22 protein-coding genes are annotated in these 19,372 nt (G+C 69.6%); 16 read left to right on the forward strand and 6 right to left on the reverse strand.

Annotated elements, in window-relative coordinates:
* Positions 1-6 precede the first annotated feature (6 nt).
* Positions 7-1,944, reverse strand: a complete 1,938-nt coding sequence (locus tag ASD66_RS21305; RefSeq protein WP_056892151.1) for a YhgE/Pip domain-containing protein — start codon at positions 1,942-1,944, stop codon at positions 7-9.
* Positions 1,944-3,122: a GNAT family N-acetyltransferase gene (locus ASD66_RS21310; protein WP_056892152.1), complete on the reverse strand. Its 1,179-nt coding sequence runs from the start codon at positions 3,120-3,122 to the stop codon at positions 1,944-1,946. The genes ASD66_RS21305 and ASD66_RS21310 overlap by 1 nt, the downstream gene beginning before the upstream one ends.
* 75 nt (positions 3,123-3,197) lie before the next feature.
* On the opposite strand from ASD66_RS21310, the gene ASD66_RS21315 reads away from it, so the two are divergent.
* Positions 3,198-3,836: an SDR family oxidoreductase gene (locus ASD66_RS21315; RefSeq protein ID WP_056892153.1), complete on the forward strand. Its 639-nt coding sequence runs from the start codon at positions 3,198-3,200 to the stop codon at positions 3,834-3,836.
* A 3-nt stretch (positions 3,837-3,839) separates the two neighbouring features.
* Here ASD66_RS21315 and ASD66_RS21320 read toward each other — a convergent pair whose 3' ends face one another.
* Positions 3,840-5,411 (reverse strand): acyl-CoA synthetase, encoded by a 1,572-nt coding sequence (locus ASD66_RS21320; protein ID WP_235530190.1) that lies wholly within the window; start codon positions 5,409-5,411, stop codon positions 3,840-3,842.
* Between the two features lie 64 nt (positions 5,412-5,475).
* On the opposite strand from ASD66_RS21320, the gene ASD66_RS21325 reads away from it, so the two are divergent.
* The 14 genes from ASD66_RS21325 to ASD66_RS21390 all read left to right on the forward strand — a co-directional run bounded on the left by ASD66_RS21325 (position 5,476) and on the right by ASD66_RS21390 (position 15,287).
* A complete protein-coding gene (locus ASD66_RS21325; RefSeq protein WP_056892155.1) occupies positions 5,476-6,138 on the forward strand; it encodes a hypothetical protein in 663 nt (220 codons plus the stop codon).
* A 126-nt stretch (positions 6,139-6,264) separates the two neighbouring features.
* Entirely contained in the window at positions 6,265-6,633 is a 369-nt protein-coding gene (locus ASD66_RS21330) for a YciI family protein (protein ID WP_056678606.1), read from the forward strand.
* The gene (locus ASD66_RS21335; protein WP_056892156.1) at positions 6,630-7,859 is read left to right on the forward strand and encodes an RNA polymerase sigma factor; all 1,230 of its coding nucleotides are present in this window, start codon (positions 6,630-6,632) and stop codon (positions 7,857-7,859) included. Before ASD66_RS21330 ends, ASD66_RS21335 begins: the two co-directional genes overlap by 4 nt.
* A gap of 289 nt (positions 7,860-8,148) precedes the next feature.
* Positions 8,149-9,270, forward strand: coding sequence for a hypothetical protein (locus ASD66_RS21340; RefSeq protein ID WP_056892157.1), 1,122 nt, complete (start codon positions 8,149-8,151; stop codon positions 9,268-9,270).
* Between the two features lie 18 nt (positions 9,271-9,288).
* The gene (locus tag ASD66_RS25655; protein ID WP_056892158.1) at positions 9,289-9,585 is read left to right on the forward strand and encodes a hypothetical protein; all 297 of its coding nucleotides are present in this window, start codon (positions 9,289-9,291) and stop codon (positions 9,583-9,585) included.
* Between the two features lie 89 nt (positions 9,586-9,674).
* The gene (locus ASD66_RS21350; protein WP_056892159.1) at positions 9,675-9,881 is read left to right on the forward strand and encodes a hypothetical protein; all 207 of its coding nucleotides are present in this window, start codon (positions 9,675-9,677) and stop codon (positions 9,879-9,881) included.
* Between the two features lie 270 nt (positions 9,882-10,151).
* Positions 10,152-11,402 carry a CpaF family protein gene (locus tag ASD66_RS21355; protein WP_056892160.1) on the forward strand — a complete coding sequence of 417 codons (1,251 nt, stop codon included), beginning with the start codon at positions 10,152-10,154 and terminating at the stop codon, positions 11,400-11,402.
* Positions 11,402-12,259 carry a type II secretion system F family protein gene (locus ASD66_RS21360; RefSeq protein WP_056892161.1) on the forward strand — a complete coding sequence of 286 codons (858 nt, stop codon included), beginning with the start codon at positions 11,402-11,404 and terminating at the stop codon, positions 12,257-12,259. The genes ASD66_RS21355 and ASD66_RS21360 overlap by 1 nt, the downstream gene beginning before the upstream one ends.
* Positions 12,256-13,188, forward strand: a complete 933-nt coding sequence (locus ASD66_RS21365; protein WP_056892162.1) for a type II secretion system F family protein — start codon at positions 12,256-12,258, stop codon at positions 13,186-13,188. The genes ASD66_RS21360 and ASD66_RS21365 overlap by 4 nt, the downstream gene beginning before the upstream one ends.
* A gap of 16 nt (positions 13,189-13,204) precedes the next feature.
* Complete coding sequence (locus tag ASD66_RS21370) at positions 13,205-13,399, forward strand: hypothetical protein (protein ID WP_268788267.1); 195 nt, start codon at positions 13,205-13,207, stop codon at positions 13,397-13,399.
* A gap of 5 nt (positions 13,400-13,404) precedes the next feature.
* Positions 13,405-13,788, forward strand: a complete 384-nt coding sequence (locus tag ASD66_RS21375; RefSeq protein ID WP_056892163.1) for a TadE family protein — start codon at positions 13,405-13,407, stop codon at positions 13,786-13,788.
* Positions 13,785-14,222 carry a hypothetical protein gene (locus ASD66_RS21380; RefSeq protein WP_156388837.1) on the forward strand — a complete coding sequence of 146 codons (438 nt, stop codon included), beginning with the start codon at positions 13,785-13,787 and terminating at the stop codon, positions 14,220-14,222. The genes ASD66_RS21375 and ASD66_RS21380 overlap by 4 nt, the downstream gene beginning before the upstream one ends.
* Positions 14,219-14,650 (forward strand): pilus assembly protein TadG-related protein, encoded by a 432-nt coding sequence (locus ASD66_RS21385; RefSeq protein WP_056892165.1) that lies wholly within the window; start codon positions 14,219-14,221, stop codon positions 14,648-14,650. The genes ASD66_RS21380 and ASD66_RS21385 overlap by 4 nt, the downstream gene beginning before the upstream one ends.
* 160 nt (positions 14,651-14,810) lie before the next feature.
* Positions 14,811-15,287: a CAP domain-containing protein gene (locus tag ASD66_RS21390; RefSeq protein ID WP_056892166.1), complete on the forward strand. Its 477-nt coding sequence runs from the start codon at positions 14,811-14,813 to the stop codon at positions 15,285-15,287.
* 58 nt (positions 15,288-15,345) lie between these two features.
* Here the strand turns inward: ASD66_RS21390 and ASD66_RS21395 are convergent, their stop codons facing one another.
* Positions 15,346-16,158, reverse strand: a complete 813-nt coding sequence (locus tag ASD66_RS21395) for a M57 family metalloprotease (RefSeq protein ID WP_056892167.1) — start codon at positions 16,156-16,158, stop codon at positions 15,346-15,348.
* A gap of 188 nt (positions 16,159-16,346) precedes the next feature.
* Here ASD66_RS21395 and prfB point away from each other — a divergent pair, with 188 nt between their 5' ends.
* Entirely contained in the window at positions 16,347-17,459 is a 1,113-nt protein-coding gene (gene prfB / locus ASD66_RS21400) for a peptide chain release factor 2 (protein ID WP_056892168.1), read from the forward strand.
* Here the strand turns inward: prfB and ASD66_RS21405 are convergent.
* On the reverse strand, positions 17,456-18,121 hold the full coding sequence (locus ASD66_RS21405) for a response regulator transcription factor (protein WP_056892169.1): 666 nt from the start codon (positions 18,119-18,121) through the stop codon (positions 17,456-17,458). The genes prfB and ASD66_RS21405 overlap by 4 nt on opposite strands.
* Positions 18,118-19,323, reverse strand: a complete 1,206-nt coding sequence (locus tag ASD66_RS21410) for a sensor histidine kinase (RefSeq protein WP_156388838.1) — start codon at positions 19,321-19,323, stop codon at positions 18,118-18,120. The genes ASD66_RS21405 and ASD66_RS21410 overlap by 4 nt, the downstream gene beginning before the upstream one ends.
* Between the last annotated feature and the right edge of the window lie 49 nt (positions 19,324-19,372).

The raw sequence follows: 19,372 nt of genomic DNA on the forward strand, positions 1-19,372 counted from the left end.
AAAGGGTCAGAGCACCAGCTCGGGGCGGACGCGTTTGGCCGACCAGACCCGTTGCTTGCGGGCCACCCGGCTGGTCACGAGCAACGCGCCGATGCCCCACGCGGCCAGCACCAGTACGTCGGTGAGCACACGCGCCTCGAGCCCGCCGTACATCAGCTGCCGGAGGCCGTCGACGGTGTAGCTCATCGGCAGCACGTGGTGCAGCACGTAGAGCGGCTGCGGGATCGTCTGCCACGGGAACGTGCCGCCGGCGGTGACGAGCTGCATCACCATCATCACCAGCCCGAGGAACTGGCCGGCCGTGCCGAGAAGCGCGTTGAGGGCGTGGATGATCGCGATGAAGACGGCCGAGGAGAGCATCAGGAACAGCAGCGTGGTCGGCACGTGCACCGGTCTGATGTCGAGGGCGATCGTGACCACCGCCAGCATTACGGTGACCTGGGCCAGGCCGAGCAGCATCGGCGTGTACCAGCCACCCAGGGCCACCCGCAGCGGCGTCTGGTTGGCCGCGAGCGCACGTTGGGACAGCGGACGGACCAGCAGGAACAGCACGTAGCCGCCGATCCAGGCGGCCAGGGCCAGGAAGAAGGGGGCCAGCCCGGCGCCGTACGACGCGGCCTCGGCCTGCGAGCTCGAGCGGATGTCGACCGGGTCGCCGATCGTGCTGGCCACGCGGCTGCGGGTCTTCGCATCCATCGTGGGCACCTGGGCGGCGCCGTCGCGGAGGCCGTCACGCAGCTTCACGGCTCCGTTGCGGAGCTTGACCAGCCCGGTGTCGAGGTCGCCGACCCCGGTCTTGAGGGTGGTGGCGCCCTCGGACAGCTGGCCGGCGCCGTTGGACAGCTTCGTCGCACCGTCGTGCGCATCGGAGATGCCCTTGACCAGTGCGGGCACCGCTGCGGCGAGCTTCTCGTTGCCGTCGGCGACCGCGTCCGCCCCGTTGGCCAGCCTGTTCAGCTTGTTCCTGGCGTCGCGGGCCTTGGCGTCGGCCTCGCGGATCGGCTGGCCGACCCGGTCGTAGAGCGCCAGGATCCGGGTGCGCTGTGCCTGGGTCAGGCCCATGGCGCGCAGGTCGGCGGAGAGATCGGCACGGTTGTCGCGGTAGCGGGTGCGCACGTCGCCGACGGCAGAGGCGGCCAGTCGTCCGTACGACGCGACCGTCGCGTTGCCGTTGGCGACCTTGCGTGCCCCGGTGGCGAGCTGGCGGGTCTGGCCCGGCAGGGCGGCGGTGCCGGACTCCAGGGTGCCGAGCCCGGTGCTCAACTCGGAGGCGCCGTCGGCGAGGGTGTCGGCTCCGGTGGCCAGGCGGCCGGCCCCGCGCTCGAGCTTGCCGACGCCGGTGCGGGCCTGGGTCAGGCCCTTGACCAGTCTGTCGGCGCCGTTGGCCCCCTTGAGCAGGCCGCTGCGCAGGTCGGCGATGCCGAGCAGGAACGTGTCCGTGGCCTCCTTCGAGACCCGGGTGGCGATCGCGTCGCGCACCTTGTCGGTCACCGTGTTGGCGATCGTCGTGGAGAGATAGGAGTTCGCGTCGTTGGTGATCATCTGGAGCCGCGCCCGCTCCGGGTCGGAGGTCCCGGCACTGGTCAGGGAGGCGGAGAAGTCTCGTGGGATGGCCAGCGCGAAGTCGTAGCGGCCCTCGCTGACACCTTCCTCCGCCTCCTCGCGGCTGACCTCCTCCCACCCGAAGTCCTTGCGCTCGAGGAGCTCGTCGGCCACGTCACGACCGGCCTGCATCTCCTCGCCGGCGGTGTCGGTGGCACCGGTGTCCTCGACGACCAGGGCGGCCGGGACGTGGTCGAGGTTCGCGTAGGGATCGTGGTTGGCGTAGAGGTACAGCCCGGCGTACAGCGTCGGCACCAGCATCAGCGCGAGCACGGCGATCTTGGGCAGCCGCCCCGCGGTCAGGCGACGCAGCTCGGTCCAGGCAATGCGCAGTGACGTCATCAGGCACCTTCCTCGGGGCCGATCGTGAAGCGGTGTACGTCGGCAGGCAGGTCGACGGCAGCGCTGGCGGTGACCAGCACGCCGAACCCGCCGTCAGCCAGTGAGCGGGCCAGCTCGAGCCAGCTGCCCGGATGCAGCCCGTGGCGCTCGGGATAGGTCACCACGACGAACCGGGTGCCGGGCCGCAGGGAGGCGAGTCGGGCCAGCGCGCCGACCCGTGCCTCGGGCGGTACGTCGTCGATGGTGCTGTCGGCGTACGCGTCGATGCCCTCCTCGGCCAGCCACGAGAGCACGGCCGCCTTCGATGCCTTGCGCTTCGCCATCGCGAGCTCCTCGCCGACGATCGTGCGCAGGGGCACGCTGCCGTCGGGCTCGCTCACCCCGGGTACGTCGACCAGGGCAACGGCCTTCTGCAGCTTCGTGGGGTCCTGCGAACCGTCGAGGGTGACCTGCCCTGCCGACAGGGGGAGCCGACCGGCCAGGGCCAGGGCCAGCGCGGTGTGGCCGCTGCCCGGACGGCCGAGAACCACGGCGACCTCGCCCTCATCGAGGGCCAACGTGGTGCGGGGGAGCAGTGGCTTGCTGCCCTGGTGTGCCTCGACGTCATCGGCGTACAACGTCGAGGGACGGGTTGCCTCAGACGCGTGGCGTTCGTAGCGGTAGGCATCGACCTTGCCTGTGCGGATCGTCGTGCCGCCGGGCTCGAGCGCGACCCGACGCATGCCGTTGGCGGTGAGCACGTGCTGGCTGGCCGTGTTCTCGACTGCGGCGTGGGCGACGACGGTGGGCAGGTCGAGGTCGTCGAAGGCGTGCTCGAGCGCGATCCGGCAGGCCTCGGTCATCGTGCCGGTGCCACGGGCCGACGGATGCGACCAGTAGCCGACCTTGGCCCGTGTGCCCGGCTCGATGTCGAAGAGGTTGATCGCGCCGACCAGCTCGTGGGTGGTCGGGTCGGCCACCGCCCACGTGATCTTGCTGCCCTCTGCCGCAGCCAGTCGCGAGGCCTCGATCCACTCGCGCGCGTCGTCCTCGTCGTACGGCGACGGCATGCTGCCCAACCACTTCTGGGTGCGCGGATCGCGGCAGGCCTCGACGATGCGGGGGATGTCGTCCTCGGCGAGGGGCCGCAGGACGACTCCGTTGCCGGAGAGGATCGGTGCCTGGTTCGCGGTGGTCACCCGCGTCACTCTAGGAGGCGGGGTTGACCGCGCCACGTAGCGTGACAGGCGAGCCGACTCCCAAGGAGGTAGCGCATGTCACGCATCGCCATCATCGGCGGCCACGGCAAGGTCGCCCTGCATCTCGCCCGCATCCTGTCCGGCGCGGGCCACCAGGTCAGCTCCGTGATCCGCAACCCCGACCATGCGGCCGACGTGTCGGCGACTGGGGCGACACCGGTGACCGCCGACGTCGAGCACCTCGACACCTCAGCCCTGGCCGAGCTGGTCGCCGGCCACGACGCGGTGGTGTTCTCGGCCGGCGCCGGTGGTGGCAGCCCCGAACGCACCTACTCCGTCGACCGCGATGCCGCGATCCGGGTGGTCGACGCGGCGGCACAGTCCGACGTACGACGCTTCGTGATGGTGTCCTACTTCGGTGCCCGGCCCGACCACGGTGTGCCGTCCGACAACTCGTTCTTCCACTACGCCGAGGCGAAGGCCGCTGCCGACGAGCACGTGCGCGCCTCGTCCCTGGACTGGACGGTGCTCGGCCCGAGCACCCTCACCGAGGAGCCCGGCACCGGCAAGATCGATGTCGGCGGTTCGTCGGCGTCGGTCTCCCGCGAGGACGTCGCGCTGGTCGTGGCCACTGCGTTGGCCGACGACGCCACGATCAAGCGCACGATCGAGTTCAACAACGGCTCGACGCCGATCGCCGAGGCCCTGGCCTGACGGTCAGGTGCCCGCGATGTCGCCGTGCTCGTCGCGCAACTGTCGCTTGAGGATCTTGCCGCTCGGGTTCTTCGGCAGCGCGTCGGCGATCACGACGTACTTCGGTGTCTTGTAGCCGGCCAGCACCGTCCGCGCGTGCTCGATGACCTGGTCGGCGGTCAGCGTCGTGTCCGGCTTGGGTACGACGACCGCGGTGACAGCCTCGACCCACGTCGGGTGGTCCACCCCGAAGACCGCGACCTCGGCGACTCCGTCGAGCTTGTAGATCGCCTCCTCGACCTCGCGGCTGGCGACGTTCTCCCCACCCGTCTTGATCATGTCCTTCTTGCGGTCCACGACGAAGAGCCGCCCCGCCTCGTCGACGTACCCGAGGTCGCCGGAGTGGAACCAGCCGTTGCGGAACGCGTCCGCGGTCTTCTCCGGGTCGTTGTAGTAGCCGAGGGTGGCGTGCGGTGAGCGGTGCACGATCTCGCCGACCTCGCCCGTCGGCACCGTGGTGTCGGAGTCGTCGACGATGCGGGTCTCGACGTTGAGGGCCTGGCGCCCGGCGGATCCGGCACTCGAGAGCTGCTCTTCGGGGCCGAGGATCGTGGCCAGCGGCGCCATCTCGGTCTGGCCGTAGAAGTTCCAGAGGTCCACCTGCGGCAGGCGCTCGCGCATCTCCTTCAGCACCGCGACCGGCATGGCCGAGGCGCCGTAGTAGCCCTTGCGCAGCGAGGAGAGGTCGGTGCTGTCGAAGTCGGGGTGGCGCAGCAGTGCGATCCAGATCGTCGGGGGCGCGAAGAACTTGGTGACCTTCTCGGCAGCGATGGTCCGCAGGATCGCGCCGGCGTCGGGCCCAGGCAGGATGATGCTGGTGGCGCCGAGGTAGACGTCGGGGCCGAGGAAGCAGTCGAGCTGCGCGCAGTGGTACATCGGGAGCGTGTGCAGCTCGACGTCGTCGGCCGACATGGAGCCGTCGATCGTGCAGGAGACGTACTGCCACATCAGGGCCCGGCTCGAGAGCAGCGCGCCCTTGGGTCGCGACTCGGTGCCGGAGGTGTACATCAACCGCACCGGGTCGTCGTCCGCGACGAGCACGCTCGGCGCGTCGCCGTCGTGCTCCAACCAGGTGCGTACGTCGGCCCAACCGGCCGGTGGCGCTGCCCCGATGGCGACCCGGCGGGTAACATTTCCACCGGACTTCATCGCGTCTTCCGCGGTCGGCACGAGCGCCTCCTCGACAACGAAGGTCCCGGCTCCGCTGTGGTCGAGGATGAAGGCGATCTCGTCGGCACCGAGCATGAAGTTGACCGGCACCAGCACGGCGCCGATCCGTGCCGACGCGAAGGCGAGCACCGCGAACTGCCAGCAGTTGTGGGAGAGCAGCGCGACCCGGTCTCCCTTGGCGATGCCGTCGGACGCCATGCCCGCCGCCGTTGCGTCCACCCGGGCCTCGAACTCGGCGAAGGTGAGCCGGGTATCGCCGTCGATGATCGCGGTCTTGTCCGGGCTTCGCTGCGCCGTACGCCGGGGGAGGTCGCCGAGGGCCTGCTGGCGTGCGGTGCGGACCAGGTCGTCGTGCGTGCTCGTCATGTCGCCGATCATGGCACGACGGGCGTCACGTTTCGCCGGTTCAGAGGCGGGTGATACTTCCGTCATGACGTCACGTGCCGTTGCCCTGTTCAAGAGTTGGGCCTGGGCCCTGGTGCCGCTGTGGACGATCGGCATCGGGACGGGCGCGATCATGGCCCACGCGGCCGTGAAGAAGCGCAGTCTCTGGCAGGCACTCACGGTGCCGTTCTACTTCGCCTCACTCGTGCTGCTGTTCGCGGCGGACCCCGACTACGGGGGCGTGCAGGAGGTGCTGTTCGGTACGGCGATGGGCCTCAACATCGGCGGTGGGCTCATGCACGCGGTCGCGATCCGCGGCTGGGTGTTCGCCGACTCCCTGCGCCCGAACGATCGCCTCGTCGACCGGCAGCGCCTCGCCGTGGCCGCCGTACGCCAGCAGGCCGAAGCACGTCGTACCGCACGCGAGCTGCTGGCCACGCAACCCGACGTCGCCAGGGAGCTCCTGATCGGCCGGCCGGACGTGCCGAACCGGCAGTACCCCGACGGCGGGCTGGTCGACGTGAACAAGGTGCCGGCCGAGGTCCTGGGCGGCCATCTCTCCCTGAAGCCCGAGGTGGCCCGGCACATCGTCGCGATCCGGGACCGCGTCGGCGGCTTCTCGTCGTACGACGACATGCTGCTGCTGACCAACGTCGATCCCGGCCAGACGAACCCCGTCTCCGACCTGATGGCGTTCGGCGTCCACTGACCTGCCCGTTCGCGGCCGCTGGGAAGAATTCGTGGAACTGTTTCGTCGGAGCTGTCGTATCCGCCTGACCGGTGACGACCACCGGGTGTTCGCCCACACCGGGCGGCACCCCACGAGGAGGACACCATGAAGTACCTGATCCTGATGCACGTCGACCCCACCGTGCTCGAGAACCTGACCGAGGAACAGCAGAAGCTGCTCGGCGAGGGCCACGGCGCCTTCATGGCCGAGACCAAGGAGAACGGCGAGTTCATCTCGACCCAGGCGCTGGGCGACCCGAGCAGGTCGAAGGTCGTGCGCCCCGGAGGCGACGGGCCCGAGGTGACCGACGGTCCGTTCGTCGAGGCGAAGGAGTTCCTGGGCGGGTTCTACCTGCTCGACGTCGAGGACGAGGCACGTGCGGTCGAGCTGGCCCGGAAGATCCCCGACGTGCAGATCCCCGGCCTGGCCGTCGAGATCCGCCCGGTGGTGTTCTCCGACCTGGGCGACGGGTGACCACTCCGGTGACCCCCGACGAGGGCCTGTGGCGCGAGCTCGCACCACAGGCCCTCGCCAGGTTGCTGCGCACCTACGGACGCGACCAGTTCGAGCTCTGCGAGGACGCCGTGCAGGACGCGCTGCTCGACGCGCACAGGCAGTGGGCGACCCGGCCGCCCGACGATCCCCAGGCCTGGCTGTGTGAGACGGCCCGCCGGCGGTACGTCGACCGGGTGCGCAGCGACGCCAGGCGCCGGGCCCGCGAGACCCGGGTGGCGCTGCTCGAGGAACCGTTGGACGGCGAGGCAGAACCCGGCGACGACGCGTTGCTGCTGCTCCAGCTCTGCTGCCATCCGGACCTGCCACGCTCGGCCCAGGTGGCGCTGACGCTCAGGGCGGTGGCCGGGTTGAGCACGGCGCAGATCGCCAACGCCTACACCCTTCCCGAGGCCACGATCGCGCAGCGGATCACCCGCGCCAAGCGCCGCCTCAAGGACCTCGACGGCGACCTGCCCAGGCCCGGCCACGCGGAGGAGCGCCTGGCTCCGGTGCTCGACGTCCTCTACGTGATGTTCACCGAGGCCCACCACACCACGAGCGGTGCACCGGTGCGCGACGCCGACCTGGCGGGCGAGGCGATCCGCCTCACCCGCCTGTTGCGGCAGGCCGTGCCGGACTCGACGGACGTGGCCGGGCTACTCGCCCTCATGCTGCTCACCGAGGGACGCCACCCGGCCCGTGTCGGCGAGCTGGGACAGCTGATTCCCCTCGACGAGCAGGACCGGACGCTGTGGAACCGCACGCTGGTCGACGAGGGGCTGGCCTTGCTCGACGAGGTCGTCCCCGGTGCGCAGCCGGGCCCCTACCTTCTCCAGGCCTGCATCGCGGGCGTGCACGCGCAGGCCGCCGACACCGAGTCGACCGACTGGGACGAGATCCACGCGCTCTACACGGTGCTCGACGCCGACACCGGCGGCCGCAACCCGGTGATCGCCCTGAACCGCATCGTCGCGCAGGCCATGGTGCAGGGGTACGCCGCCGCGCTGTCGGCGCTCGACGACCTCGTCGCGAACCATCCGGACGTGCCGCGGGCGGACGCCGTACGCGCCCATCTGCTGGAGCGTTCGGGCCGTGACGCCGAGGCGGTTGCCGCCTGCCGACGCGCGATCGCCGCCACCGTCAACGTCGCCGAGCAGCAACACCTGCGCGACCGACTGCGCCGACTCGTCCACGTGGAGGAGTGAGCGGCAACCCTGCCGTGGCGGGCGTCGGGCGCGCGATGACGGGAGGGNAGCAGCCCATCTCGGGGACGGGGACCCAGTGATCGGACTTCTTCACGGAACGGTTCGTCCAAGCGCGAGGGTGTCTCGGGACACCTCCCCAACGAGACAAATGCTGCCCGATGCGATGATCCTGTCTCGGGAATCTGGGGAAACCCCGCAATTGGGACCCTCCGACATCCGGGCACGGTCCACCCCCAGGGTTGGAACGAGATGAGTCCAGGGCGTCGTACCAACCACCGACAGGAACCGTATGTCGAAGAAGAGGCGGCAGGGAGGACCGACGCAGAACCAGCTGCGGCAGGAGGAACTCCGGCAGAAGAGACTGCGCCAGATCGAGCCGGGTCACCGGGCACTGCGCATCGCGGCTGGACTCGTCAGCCTCATCGTGCTCGCTGGCTGCGCTCACCAGCTCCACGTGACCCAGGGCGCCTGGGGGAAGTTCGTCCCGTGGGCCGTGTTCACGATCGTGGCCGCCATCTGGCCCGTGGCCTTCCTCATTGCGGAATTCCTCTCGTCCGCGAAGCAGCAACGCCGCCTTTATGTCGCCGTCGGCCTCCTGGTCGCGTCCACCATCGGGCTGGTGCAGGTCGGGTGGGGGATGGTCGCCCTGTTGGACCCGGCACACGTGATCGGGTGGCACATCCCGGGACGCTTCGGAGGCCGCGAGATCGACAGTCTGGCCAGTGCCCACGAAACGGGCCGGCTTCTCGTCGGCATCGGAGGCGTCATGAGTCTCGTCATTCCAGCGATCTGCGGCGGGCTCTTCCTGGTGACGGTTGCGACGGAGCAGAGCGATGCAACTTCCCCGGACGATGACTTCAAACCCGCACTGGAGGCGGCAGGGCTTGCCTCCATCATCGCGTGGTTCACTGCGGTCGTCCTGTGGTTCGTTGCCCTGGTACTCGGGCTGATTGCCTTGATCGTTCCCGACAGCGTGACCGACAGGTTGGCTCAGTGCGATACCACCGTGGCGTCATGCGGAGGAGATGCCTGGGCGGCCAACCATCTCCCGTGGGTGCTGACCATCGCCAGCCTCCTCACCTTCCTGGTCGGCGGCCTCCTGACCTGGGCCACCCCCGAATTCAACATTGCGACAGAACTGTTGGCGGGTCTGGTGCTCCAGGCTGGTTCGGTCGTCGCCGTGACCAGCGGTGTGCGCTGGCTGCAGTGGCAGGACACCACCTGCGGCCCCGGCGCGTCCCGCAGATGCGGGGCGAGCGACCCCGACTTCTCCTTCACCGAGGGGTGGCTGCACCAGCCCGTCGTGCTGGGGGCGTCGATGTACGCCGTCATGGCCTACGTGGTGGTGTTCCCACTCCTCGGCACAGCGCAGAGCATTCGAGCACGGAACAGCCAGCGCATTGTGCTCTGATCGAGCGGCGCCAGGTCGGTGGCGTTCCCGGCGGGCGGATCCGGGATCGTCGGACCCGACGGCAAATGGTTCGTAGACCAATGCTTCTACGAAGAGAAGATCATCTATGCCGACCTCGATCTTGAGGAGGTGGTCCGCGAGAAGCTCTCCCTAGACACCGCCGGGCACTACAACCGACCTGATGTGTTCCAACTTATGGTCGACGATCAGCCCAAGGAACAGATCTACTGGAGATCGCAGAATGACGCTGCCGGATCAGGTTGGACGGCTTCATTGTCGGACACTGTGCCGTCCCGGCCAGAGGTCTCCGAGTAGCCAACGACACCGCTAACGGCTGGGGCCATCCCGAGAGTCGGTTGTTGCGGCAACACCCGGTAAGGCTCGTCTTGGAGCGCACTGCGGCCATGAACCACGACCGTTTGGCCGATCTCGCCCGCTCAGGTTTGGTCACTGCTGCGATGCGGCGCTCGACGATGACCTGCGGCGCACTGGTCAAGATGATCGGGTTCGATGCCAAGGGTGCCGCTGCGTCACCACGTGATCGAGTGCTCGACTTGCTCTCAGAGCGCTGCATCGATGCGGGCGAGCCGTCACTGGCGTGCTCATGCTGAATGCCGACAGGGGGCCGGGGGATGGGGTTCACTGCGGGTGACCAGGCATGGATGGCTGAGGCTCGTCGGTGCTTCAAGAAGTGGCCCACCGGTGTGATGGGCGGCGTTTGATGCCTCGTGATGATTGCGAGCGTGCGTTCGGGGCCGCTGGTCGATATGGCACTGTGCCGAGGCGTGGTTATCCACAGGCTGGGTGGGTGGGCATGGTCAAACGGGTCGTCCCTGACATATAACAGTCGGGCAGCAGCCCATCTCGGGGACGGGGACCCAGTGACCACCACATACGCTGACGCACACGCCGCACTGGTCAGCGAGCTCGACGCCCGCGTGCGTGAGGTCGTCCGTCGTGACGGTGTCGATCCACAGTCGGAGGCGGCGGTCGTACGCCGCATCGCGGAGCAGGTGGTGCGTGCTCACGACGAGCGCAGCCTCACCGGGCAGGTGGCCTCGGTCCCTGACCCGCAGGGGGTGGTGGGTGAGTTGGTGGCGCGGGTCTCCGGGTTCGGCCCCTTGCAGCCCTACCTCGACGACCCGAGTGTCGAGGAGGTGTGGATCAACGACCCGAGCCAGGTCTTCGTCGCGAGGCACGGCCGCCACGAGCTGACCAACACGGTGCTCACCACCGGTGAGGTGCAGGAGCTGGTCGAGCGGATGCTCAAGTCCAGCGGCCGACGCATCGACGTCTCGGCGCCGTTCGTCGACGCGATGCTGCCCGAGGGTCACCGCCTCCACGTCGTGCTCGAAGGCATCTCGCGCGGCTTCACGGCAGTCAACATCCGCAAGTTCACCCTGCGCGCGAGCCGGCTTCCCGACCTCGTCGATCTGGGCTCGATGCCCACTCAGGCCGCGCAGTTCCTGGACGCGAGCGTGAAGGCCGGGCTCAACGTCCTGGTCGCCGGCGGCACCCAGGCCGGCAAGACCACGATGCTGAACTGCCTCGCCTCGGCCATCCCCGGCAGTGAGCGGGTGATCTCTGTCGAGGAGGTCTACGAGCTGCGCTTCCACCACCCTGACTGGGTGCCGATGCAGACCCGCCAGTCGGGGCTAGAGGGCACCGGCGAGATCCGGTTGCGCGACCTCGTCAAGGAGAGCCTGCGTATGCGCCCGAGTCGGGTGATCGTCGGCGAGGTGCGGGCCGAGGAGTGCCTCGATCTGTTGCTGGCGCTGAACGCAGGGCTGCCCGGCATGTGCACGATCCACGCCAACAGCGCCCGCGAGGCGCTGGTCAAGATGTGTACCCTGCCGCTGCTCGCGGGAGAGAACATCTCGGCCCGCTTCGTCGTGCCCACGGTGGCCTCGAGCGTCGACCTGGTCGTGCACCTCGGCATGGATGCCTCCGGCGTACGACGCGTCAACGAGATCGTGTCCGTGCCCGGACGGGTCGAGAACGACATCATCGAGACCGAGACGATCTTCGCCCGTGAGGGAGACGCGCTGCGGGCGCAGGGCGGCATGCCGCCGCGGGTGGAGCTCTTCGAGCGCCTGGGGATCGACGTCCGTCCCTTGGTGAAGGCCGGCTGATGGGTGCCCTGGTCGGTCTCGGGATCGGGCTGGGCCTCGCCCTGGTCTGGTCGGCCTTCTTCCTGCCCCGCGCGGTCCGTGACGACGCCGACGCCGGGCCGGGTCGCCTCGAGGTGCTCCTGTCGCGCGCGGGGATGCACACGGTCTCCAGCCGAAGCCTCATCGGCCTCTGCATCGTGCTCGGAGGGCTGGCCCTGCTGGTGATGCAGGTGCTCTCCAACACTTTCCCGGTGGCGGTCGTCTTCGGCCTGATGGCCGGCTACCTGCCGATCGCCGTCGTCGCAGGCCGCGCGAAGAAACGGCAACGAGAGTTCGCCGAGGTGTGGCCCGAGGCGGTCGACCACCTGGCATCCGCGGTGCGGGCCGGCATGTCGCTGCCCGAGGCGCTGGCCGGCCTGGCGATCCGCGGACCGGAGCCGCTCCGGCCGGCGTTCGCGCAGTTCGCCCTCGACTACCAGGTCAGCGGCCGGTTCGGGGAGTCGCTCGACCGGCTCAAGGACCTGCTCGCCGACCCGGTCGGCGATCGTGTCGTGGAAGGCCTCCGCATCGCCCGTGAGGTCGGCGGCGGCGAGCTCGGTCGCCTGCTGCGCAACCTGTCTGGCTACCTCCGCGACGACGCCCACACCCGCTCCGAGCTCGAGGCACGCCAGGCCTGGACGGTCAACGGCGCGCGTCTGGCAGTGGCAGCTCCGTGGCTCGTGCTGTTCCTCATGTGCTTCCAGCCGGAGGTCATCCACCGCTACGCCTCGCCCGGCGGTGTCCTGGTCCTCGCCGGTGGCGCGGTCTGCTGCCTGGTCGCCTACCAGTTGATGATGCGGATCGGCAGGCTGCCCGTCGACCGGAGGATCCTGGCATGACCGACCTCGTCGTGTGGGGTGCCGTGCTCGGGGGCGTCGCCGCCGCCGGGCTGCTGCTCGTCGTCTCGCGTCTGATGCGGCTGCGTCGTGCCGACCTCTCCGTGCGCGTCCTTCCCTACATCCGCGACCTGCCCCAGTCGGGGCCCGTGCGCCCGGTCAATGACCAGACCGGAGTGGTCCGGGGTGTCTTCGGGCCCGCGCTGCGCAGCGCCGCCGATGCCGTCGAGAAGGTGCTCGGTGGCAGCACGTCGGTGCGCCGCCGACTCGAGCGTGCCGACATCGACAAGACCGTGCACGAGTTCCGTAGCGACCAGGTGATGTGGGGCCTCGCCGCTTTCGGTGCGGCCGCGGCGGTGTCCTTCCTGCAGGCCTGGCGCTCGCCGGGGAACACCGTCTCGCTCGTCGTGCTCACGCTGGTCGCCTTCGCGTGCGGCGTCATCCTGTGCGACAACCACCTGAGCTCCCTGGCCAGGAAGCGCGAGCAGCTCATCCTTCTGGAGTTCCCGGTGGTCGCCGAGCTGCTGGCCCTGGCCGTGGCGGCGGGGGAGAGCCCGGTCTCCGCCCTCGACCGGGTCGTACGCCGCACCAACGGAGCCCTGACCAGTGACCTGTCGAAGGTGCTGGCCGAGATCCGCACCGGAACACCGGTCGGCCGTGCCTTCGACGGACTCGCGGCCCGCACCGGGCTGCCCCTGGTCAGCCGGTTCGCGGAAGGCATTGCCGTGGCCGTCGAACGCGGCACCCCGCTTGCCGACGTCCTGCATGCGCAGGCGTCCGACGTACGCGAAGCAGGGCGCCGCGAGCTGATCGAGACCGGCGCTCGCAAGGAAGTCATGATGATGGTCCCCGTGGTTTTTCTCGTGCTGCCGGTGACCGTGGTGTTCGCGTTCTGGCCGGGCCTCATCGGCCTTCGACTGGTCGCGCCCTAAGGAAGGAAGTCTCGGGATGGACATGGTGAACACGCTGTTTCTCCGGCTGTACGTCGGAGTCAGCACCCGGATGCGTGACGAACGTGGGGACGTCCCGGGGTGGGTGATGATCACGGTGATGACCGCAGGCATCGTCGCGGCGCTGACGTTGGTGGCCGGCCCACGGCTTCGGTCGATGCTGATCGAGGCACTGAACTCGGTGAACGGCTGACGGAAGTGCAGCGACGACGAGACGAGCGCGGGTCGGCGGTCGTCGACTTCGTGCTCGTCCTGGTCATCCTGATCCCCCTGGTGCTCGGGATCCTCCAGGTGGCCCTGGTCCTGCACGTGCGCAACACGCTGACGGCCGCGGCCTCCGAAGGGGCCCGCCACGGAGCGACGGCCGACCGGAGTCCCGCCGACGGCGCCGACTACACCCGCCGGCAGATCCGCGACATCATCGCCGGCGACTTCGCCCGCGACGTCACCGCGAAGCAGACCCGCACTGACGGGACCGAGATGGTCGAGGTGACGGTGCGCGCCGAGGTCCCGGCCCTCGGCCTGTGGGGTCCGTCCGTCGAGCTGGTCGTGCACGGGCACGCCACCGAGGAGGACCAGTGAAGCGGGACGAGGAGGGGAGCGCCCTCATCGAGGTGACCTGGCTGGCGATTCTCCTGCTGGTGCCGCTGGTCTACATCCTGATCTCGGTCTTCGACGTCCAGCGCGGAGCCTTCGGTGTCACCGCGGCGAGCCGGGCCGCGGGGCGGGCCTACTCGCTCGCCGACTCCGAGGCTGAGGGGCGGCGCCAGGCGCGGGCCGCCGCGCAGCTCGCCCTGGAGGACCAGGGCCTGGCCGGCCAGGTCCTCGACGTGGACATCACCTGCTCGCTCGGGCCCGGACACTGCCTGGTCCCGGGGTCGGTGATCACGGTCGTCGTGCGCACCCAGGTCCGGCTTCCGCTGGCCCCGTCCGCGCTCGGCGGGGGAGCCCCCAGCTTCCGGGTCGAGTCCGTGCACCGGGTGCCGTTCGGCAGGTACACCGAGGAGCGCAGGTGAAGCGCCGCGACGACGGCGGCCAGGTCACCGTGCTGATCGTCGGGTTCGCCATCGTCCTGATCCTCGCCGTCGGCCTGGTCGTCGACGCGTCGGCCGCCTACCTCCAGCGGCAGGGCCTCGACAACGTCGCCGACGGTGCGGCGCTGGCCGGGGCCGACGAGATCCGCGGCACCGCGGTCTACGACGGCGGGCTCAAGGGGGAGCGGGCTCCGCTGGACACCCGGGCCGCCCATGAAGCCGTGGGCGCGTACCTCCGTGAGATCGGTGCGTACGGCGACTACCCGGCGCTCACCTACGTCGTGCACGTGCGCGACAACGCGGTGGTGGTGAACGTGAGTGCGGGGCTCGACCTGCCGATCACGGTCGGTTCGTTGAGCGAGACCAGGGTCGGTTCGCGGGGATCGGCGGTGGTCGACGTACAGGAGTGACGCAGGACAACCTGACGGACGGGTGGTTCGTGAGTGACCCATGTGGGCCATGTGGGACCAACCGATCGGGTGGTTTCCGGCGTTCCCCGGCGCGCCTGCGTGCATCGCCCCTAATCTCACTCGCGGTGGGGGACCGCACCGGAATGTTGGGAGACTTCCAATGCGCACTGTTGTACTCGGGGCCCTCGTGTCCTTGTTGTTCGGATTGTTGATGGGCGGCGTCGGATCGGCGTCGCAGGCCGCGGAGACCCGCGCGACGAGCAGGTCGGTCGCGGCCAGGGACTACGCCCAGGACGTGGCCGTCGTGACGAACCAGCGTCGCGCCGCGCACCAACGCACCCAGCTGCGGCAGCAGGCGTGTCTGCAGCGCCATGCCGAGCTCCAGGCGGAGCGGATGGCGAACCGTCGCCAGATGTTCCACCAGGACCTCGGCGTCGTGCTGCGCCGCTGCGGGATGAGGTCGGTCGCGGAGAACGTGGCCGCGGGCTTCCCGGACGGACGGTCAGCGGTCTGGGGCTGGATGCACTCGGCCGGCCACCGGCGCAACATCCTCACCCGCTCCTACCGGTTGACCGGTGTCGCGGCCCGCAAGGGCGGCGGCCGCTGGTACGTCGCGCAGGTGTTCGGCCGGTCCTGACCGCGAGCGAGGGCCCGGCCGCGGTGCGCGGCCGGGCCCTCGTCGTCAGGCAGTCGGGTCAGCTCCCGTAGACCGCCTGGATGCCGGCGCGGTCGGTGTTGGTCATGCTCAGGTCGTCCGAGCTTCCGTTGCACTGCGGGTAGTGCATGATCGAGGCCGAGTCGTACGGCGTCAGCGGACGCCAGTTGTTGTCCTCGAAGCAGGTGCCGGACTCGGGGCGCGTGTGCTCGTGCCGGAAGCCCAGCGTGTGGCCGAGCTCGTGGGCCAAGATGTTGGACGGCGTCCACGATCCCGAGTTGTAGAGCGACTTGGCGTTCACGAGGATGTTCTTGGAGCTGGTGCTCGGGAAGAACGCCCGCGCGATGTACTGCGTGGTCTTGGTCGGCTCCACGGAGAAGACGACGGTCCTGTTGCGGGTGTTGCAGCTGCTGTCCGCGCCGGAGACGTGGATGAAGTCGACTGCCGACGAGGCGGCCTCCCACTGGCCCGCGCCGCTGTTCATCGCGGAGACGACGCGCGAGTAGTCGGCACCGAACTTCGTGCTCACGCAGTAGGTGAGGTTGCCGACGGCGGCCTGCGACCACCGGTCGTCCTTGCCGTTGACCGTGTTGATGATCAGGCCCTCTTCGGAGACCTTCTTGGGCGCGGAGACCATGCCGTCGTAGAACTGTCGCAGCCCGCCCTTGCTCTGCACCGGTTCGTCGCCGTTCACGATCCAGGTGCCGTCCGCGTCGCGGAACGTCGAGGCGGAGAACTCCTGGAAGCTGGGCGGCGTCTCGTCCGAGCCGGCCGTTGCGGCGGCCACTCCCAGTGATGAGGCCAGGACCGCGGCGGCGCCGGCGGCCAGAACACGTGTCTTGCTGATTCTCATGAAGTTCCCTTGCGTTGGTGTCGGCCCCCGAATGCCATCCCCTGCGGAACCGTAGGCGAATATGGGGCCGCAGGGCAGTCTTGTTTTTTCGGGTGCACCTGCCGTAAGTTCACCGGTTTCATCCACGGATCGCCGGAAGGGATCCCGTGGCTCGGGTGGTTCTCAGGGGTGCCGTAGCCTTGCTCCTTGTGGCAGGCAGAGACTTTGAAGCAGAGATCAAGCAGCTCCAGGCGACGATGCACACCATCGAGCAGGTGCTCAACCTCGAGGGCATGCGCGAGGAGATCGCCGACCTCGGTGAGCAGGTCGCCGCGCCCGACCTCTGGGACAACCAGGAGAACGCCCAGCGCGTGACCGGTCGCCTCTCGACCCTCAACGGCGAGATGGAGCGCTTCACCTCGCTGCACGGTCGCATCGAAGACCTCGAGCTGATGGTCGAGATGGCGCAGGACGAAGGCGACGCCGACACCCTGGCCGACTCCGAGCGTGAGCTCGACCGCATCAAGAAGTCGGTCGAGACGCTCGAGGTGCGCACGCTGCTCTCCGACGAGTACGACGCCCGCGAGGCACTGATCACGATCCGTTCCGGCGCCGGCGGCGTGGACGCCGCGGACTTCGCCGAGAAGCTGATGCGCATGTACGTCCGCTGGGCCGAGCAGCACAACTACCCCGTCGAGGTCTTCGACACCTCCTACGCCGAGGAGGCCGGGCTCAAGTCCGCCACGTTCGCCGTGCACGCGCCGTACGCCTACGGCACGCTCAGCGTCGAGGCCGGCACGCACCGCCTGGTGCGGATCAGCCCGTTCGACAACCAGGGCCGCCGCCAGACCAGCTTCGCCGCGGTCGAGGTCGTGCCGGTGCTCGAGCAGACCGACGAGATCGAGGTGCCCGACGAGGACATCCGGGTCGACGTCTACCGCTCGGGTGGCCCGGGCGGCCAGTCGGTCAACACCACCGACTCCGCCGTACGCCTGACCCACATCCCGACCGGCACGGTCGTCTCCTGCCAGAACGAGAAGTCCCAGCTGCAGAACAAGGCCAGCGCCATGGTGGTGCTCAAGGCCAAGCTGCTGGCCCGCAAGAAGGCCGAGGAGAAGGCGCACCTCGACGAGCTCAAGGGCGACGTCCAGGCCTCGTGGGGCGACCAGATGCGCAACTACGTGCTCAACCCCTACCAGGTCGTCAAGGACCTGCGCACGACCTACGAGTCGGGCAACCCGCAGGCGGTCTTCGACGGTGACCTCGACGGGTTCCTCGAGGCCGGCATCCGGTGGCGTCGTGGCGCCGACCACGCGGGCTAGCGGCGACGGTCGGGGCGGACCAGTCCGCTCTCGTAGGCGAGGACGACGACCTGGACCCGGTCACGAAGGCTGAGCTTCGCGAGCAGGCGTCCCACGTGCGTCTTGACGGTGGCCTCGGACAGGAAGAGGCGTACCGCGATCTCGGCGTTCGAAGCGCCCGTGGCCACCTGCATCATCACCTCGCGCTCACGGCCGGTCAGCCGGGCGAACCCCGGTGGTTCCCGGGCGGGGCCGGGCAGGGTGTCCGCCACCTGGTCGAGCAGCCGGCGCGTGGTGGTCGGGGCGATCACCGCGTCACCCCGGTGCACGGTCCGGATCGCGTCCACCACCACCTCGGCCCGAGTGCTCTTCAGCAGGAAGCCGCTGGCTCCCGCCCGCAGCGCCGCGAACGCGTTCTCGTCGCGGTCGAAGGTGGTCAGGACGATGACCCGGGATTCCGGTGTGCGCCCCACGATCTGCGTCGTTGCGGCGATCCCGTCCATCACCGGCATCCTGACGTCCATCAGCACCACGTCGGGCCTGGCACTCGCCACCACGTCGACCGCCTGTTGCCCGTCCGCGGCCTCCCCGACGACAGCGAGGTCCTCCTGCGACTCCACGATCATGACGAGTCCGGCGCGGACCAGCTCCTGGTCCTCGGCCACCACCACCCGAATGGTCATCGGCTGTCCTCCACGCCGCTGGATGCGAGGGTCGGGATCGTCGCGGCGACCCTGAACCCGTCGTCTGCGCGACCAGCGTGGAGGGAGCCGTCGAGCCCGGCCAACCGGTCGCGCATCCCGACCAGCCCGCGGCCGCCGAGGGTGGCCGTCGTCGGGGGCTGCGCAGCGTGGTTCTCCACCGCGATCGCGAGGTGGTCGGGGCGCCAGCTGAGCGCCACCTCGACCTCGCCATCGGTACCGGCGTGCTTGAGCACGTTGGTGAGGGCCTCCTGCACGACCCGGTAGGCGGCCAGCTCGCCGGCGCTCCCCAAGGAGCCTGTCGTGCCGTCCTCCTGGTAGCTCACCGCGAGCCCGGAGGCCCGGACCCGGCCGATCAGCTCGGGGAGCGCGCGCAGCCCCGGCTGCGAGGCGGACCCGCCGGGATCGTTCAGAGCGTCGAGCAGGTCCCGCATGTCCCGCATCGCCTCCTGCCCGGTCCGGGCCACGGTCTCCAGCACGCGTACGCCGACCGCAGGGTCCCGGGCCGCCATCATCCGACCGCCTTCCGCCTGGGTGACCATGACCGACAACGAGTGGGCGACCACGTCGTGCAGCTCGCGGGCAATCCGGATCCGCTCCTCGGCCGCCGCCGCCCGGGCACTCTCCATGCGGGCTCGTCGCCGGTGACGACCGAGTCCCCAGGGCACGGCGATCGCGCTGACCGTTCCGACAACGAGGAACAGCGGCCAGCTCCGGACCGGGTCCTCACCACCGGCAAGCCCGGGCTGGGAGACAGTCAGGTAGTCCGCCCCCCACAACCGGACGGTCACGGCGGTGGCTCCGACACAGGCTGCGGCCAGCGCCAGCAATGACTCCCGGCGAGAGCACCACGCCGCCACCGTGTGGAGCAGGACCGGGAACACCAGCGTGCTCGGCAGAAGGATCGGGTGGAACGAGACGCCGTCCGGGCCGCCGCTCATCTCGGGCAGCGCGACCAGGACGACCATCACCGCACACACGACGGCGTAGGAGACGAGCGGCGTGGTTCGACGTACGACGACGGCCAGGTGGGCCACCACGAGAACGGCTGTCACAGCGACGCGGCCGGGGGTCGACCACGAGCTCTCCCACACCGCCGAGGCGGAAAGCGGGAGCAGGAGCAACCCGAGAACCGTGGCGAACAGGGCATCCACCGTCCAGGCCGGACCCCGTTGCCAGTTCACCGCCCCATCGTAGGGCCGTCACGGGTTCCGCCTCGAGGACGACGGTGAT

The sequence above is a fragment of the Nocardioides sp. Root151 genome, assembly GCF_001427925.1.
Classification (GTDB): Bacteria; Actinomycetota; Actinomycetes; order Propionibacteriales; family Nocardioidaceae; genus Nocardioides.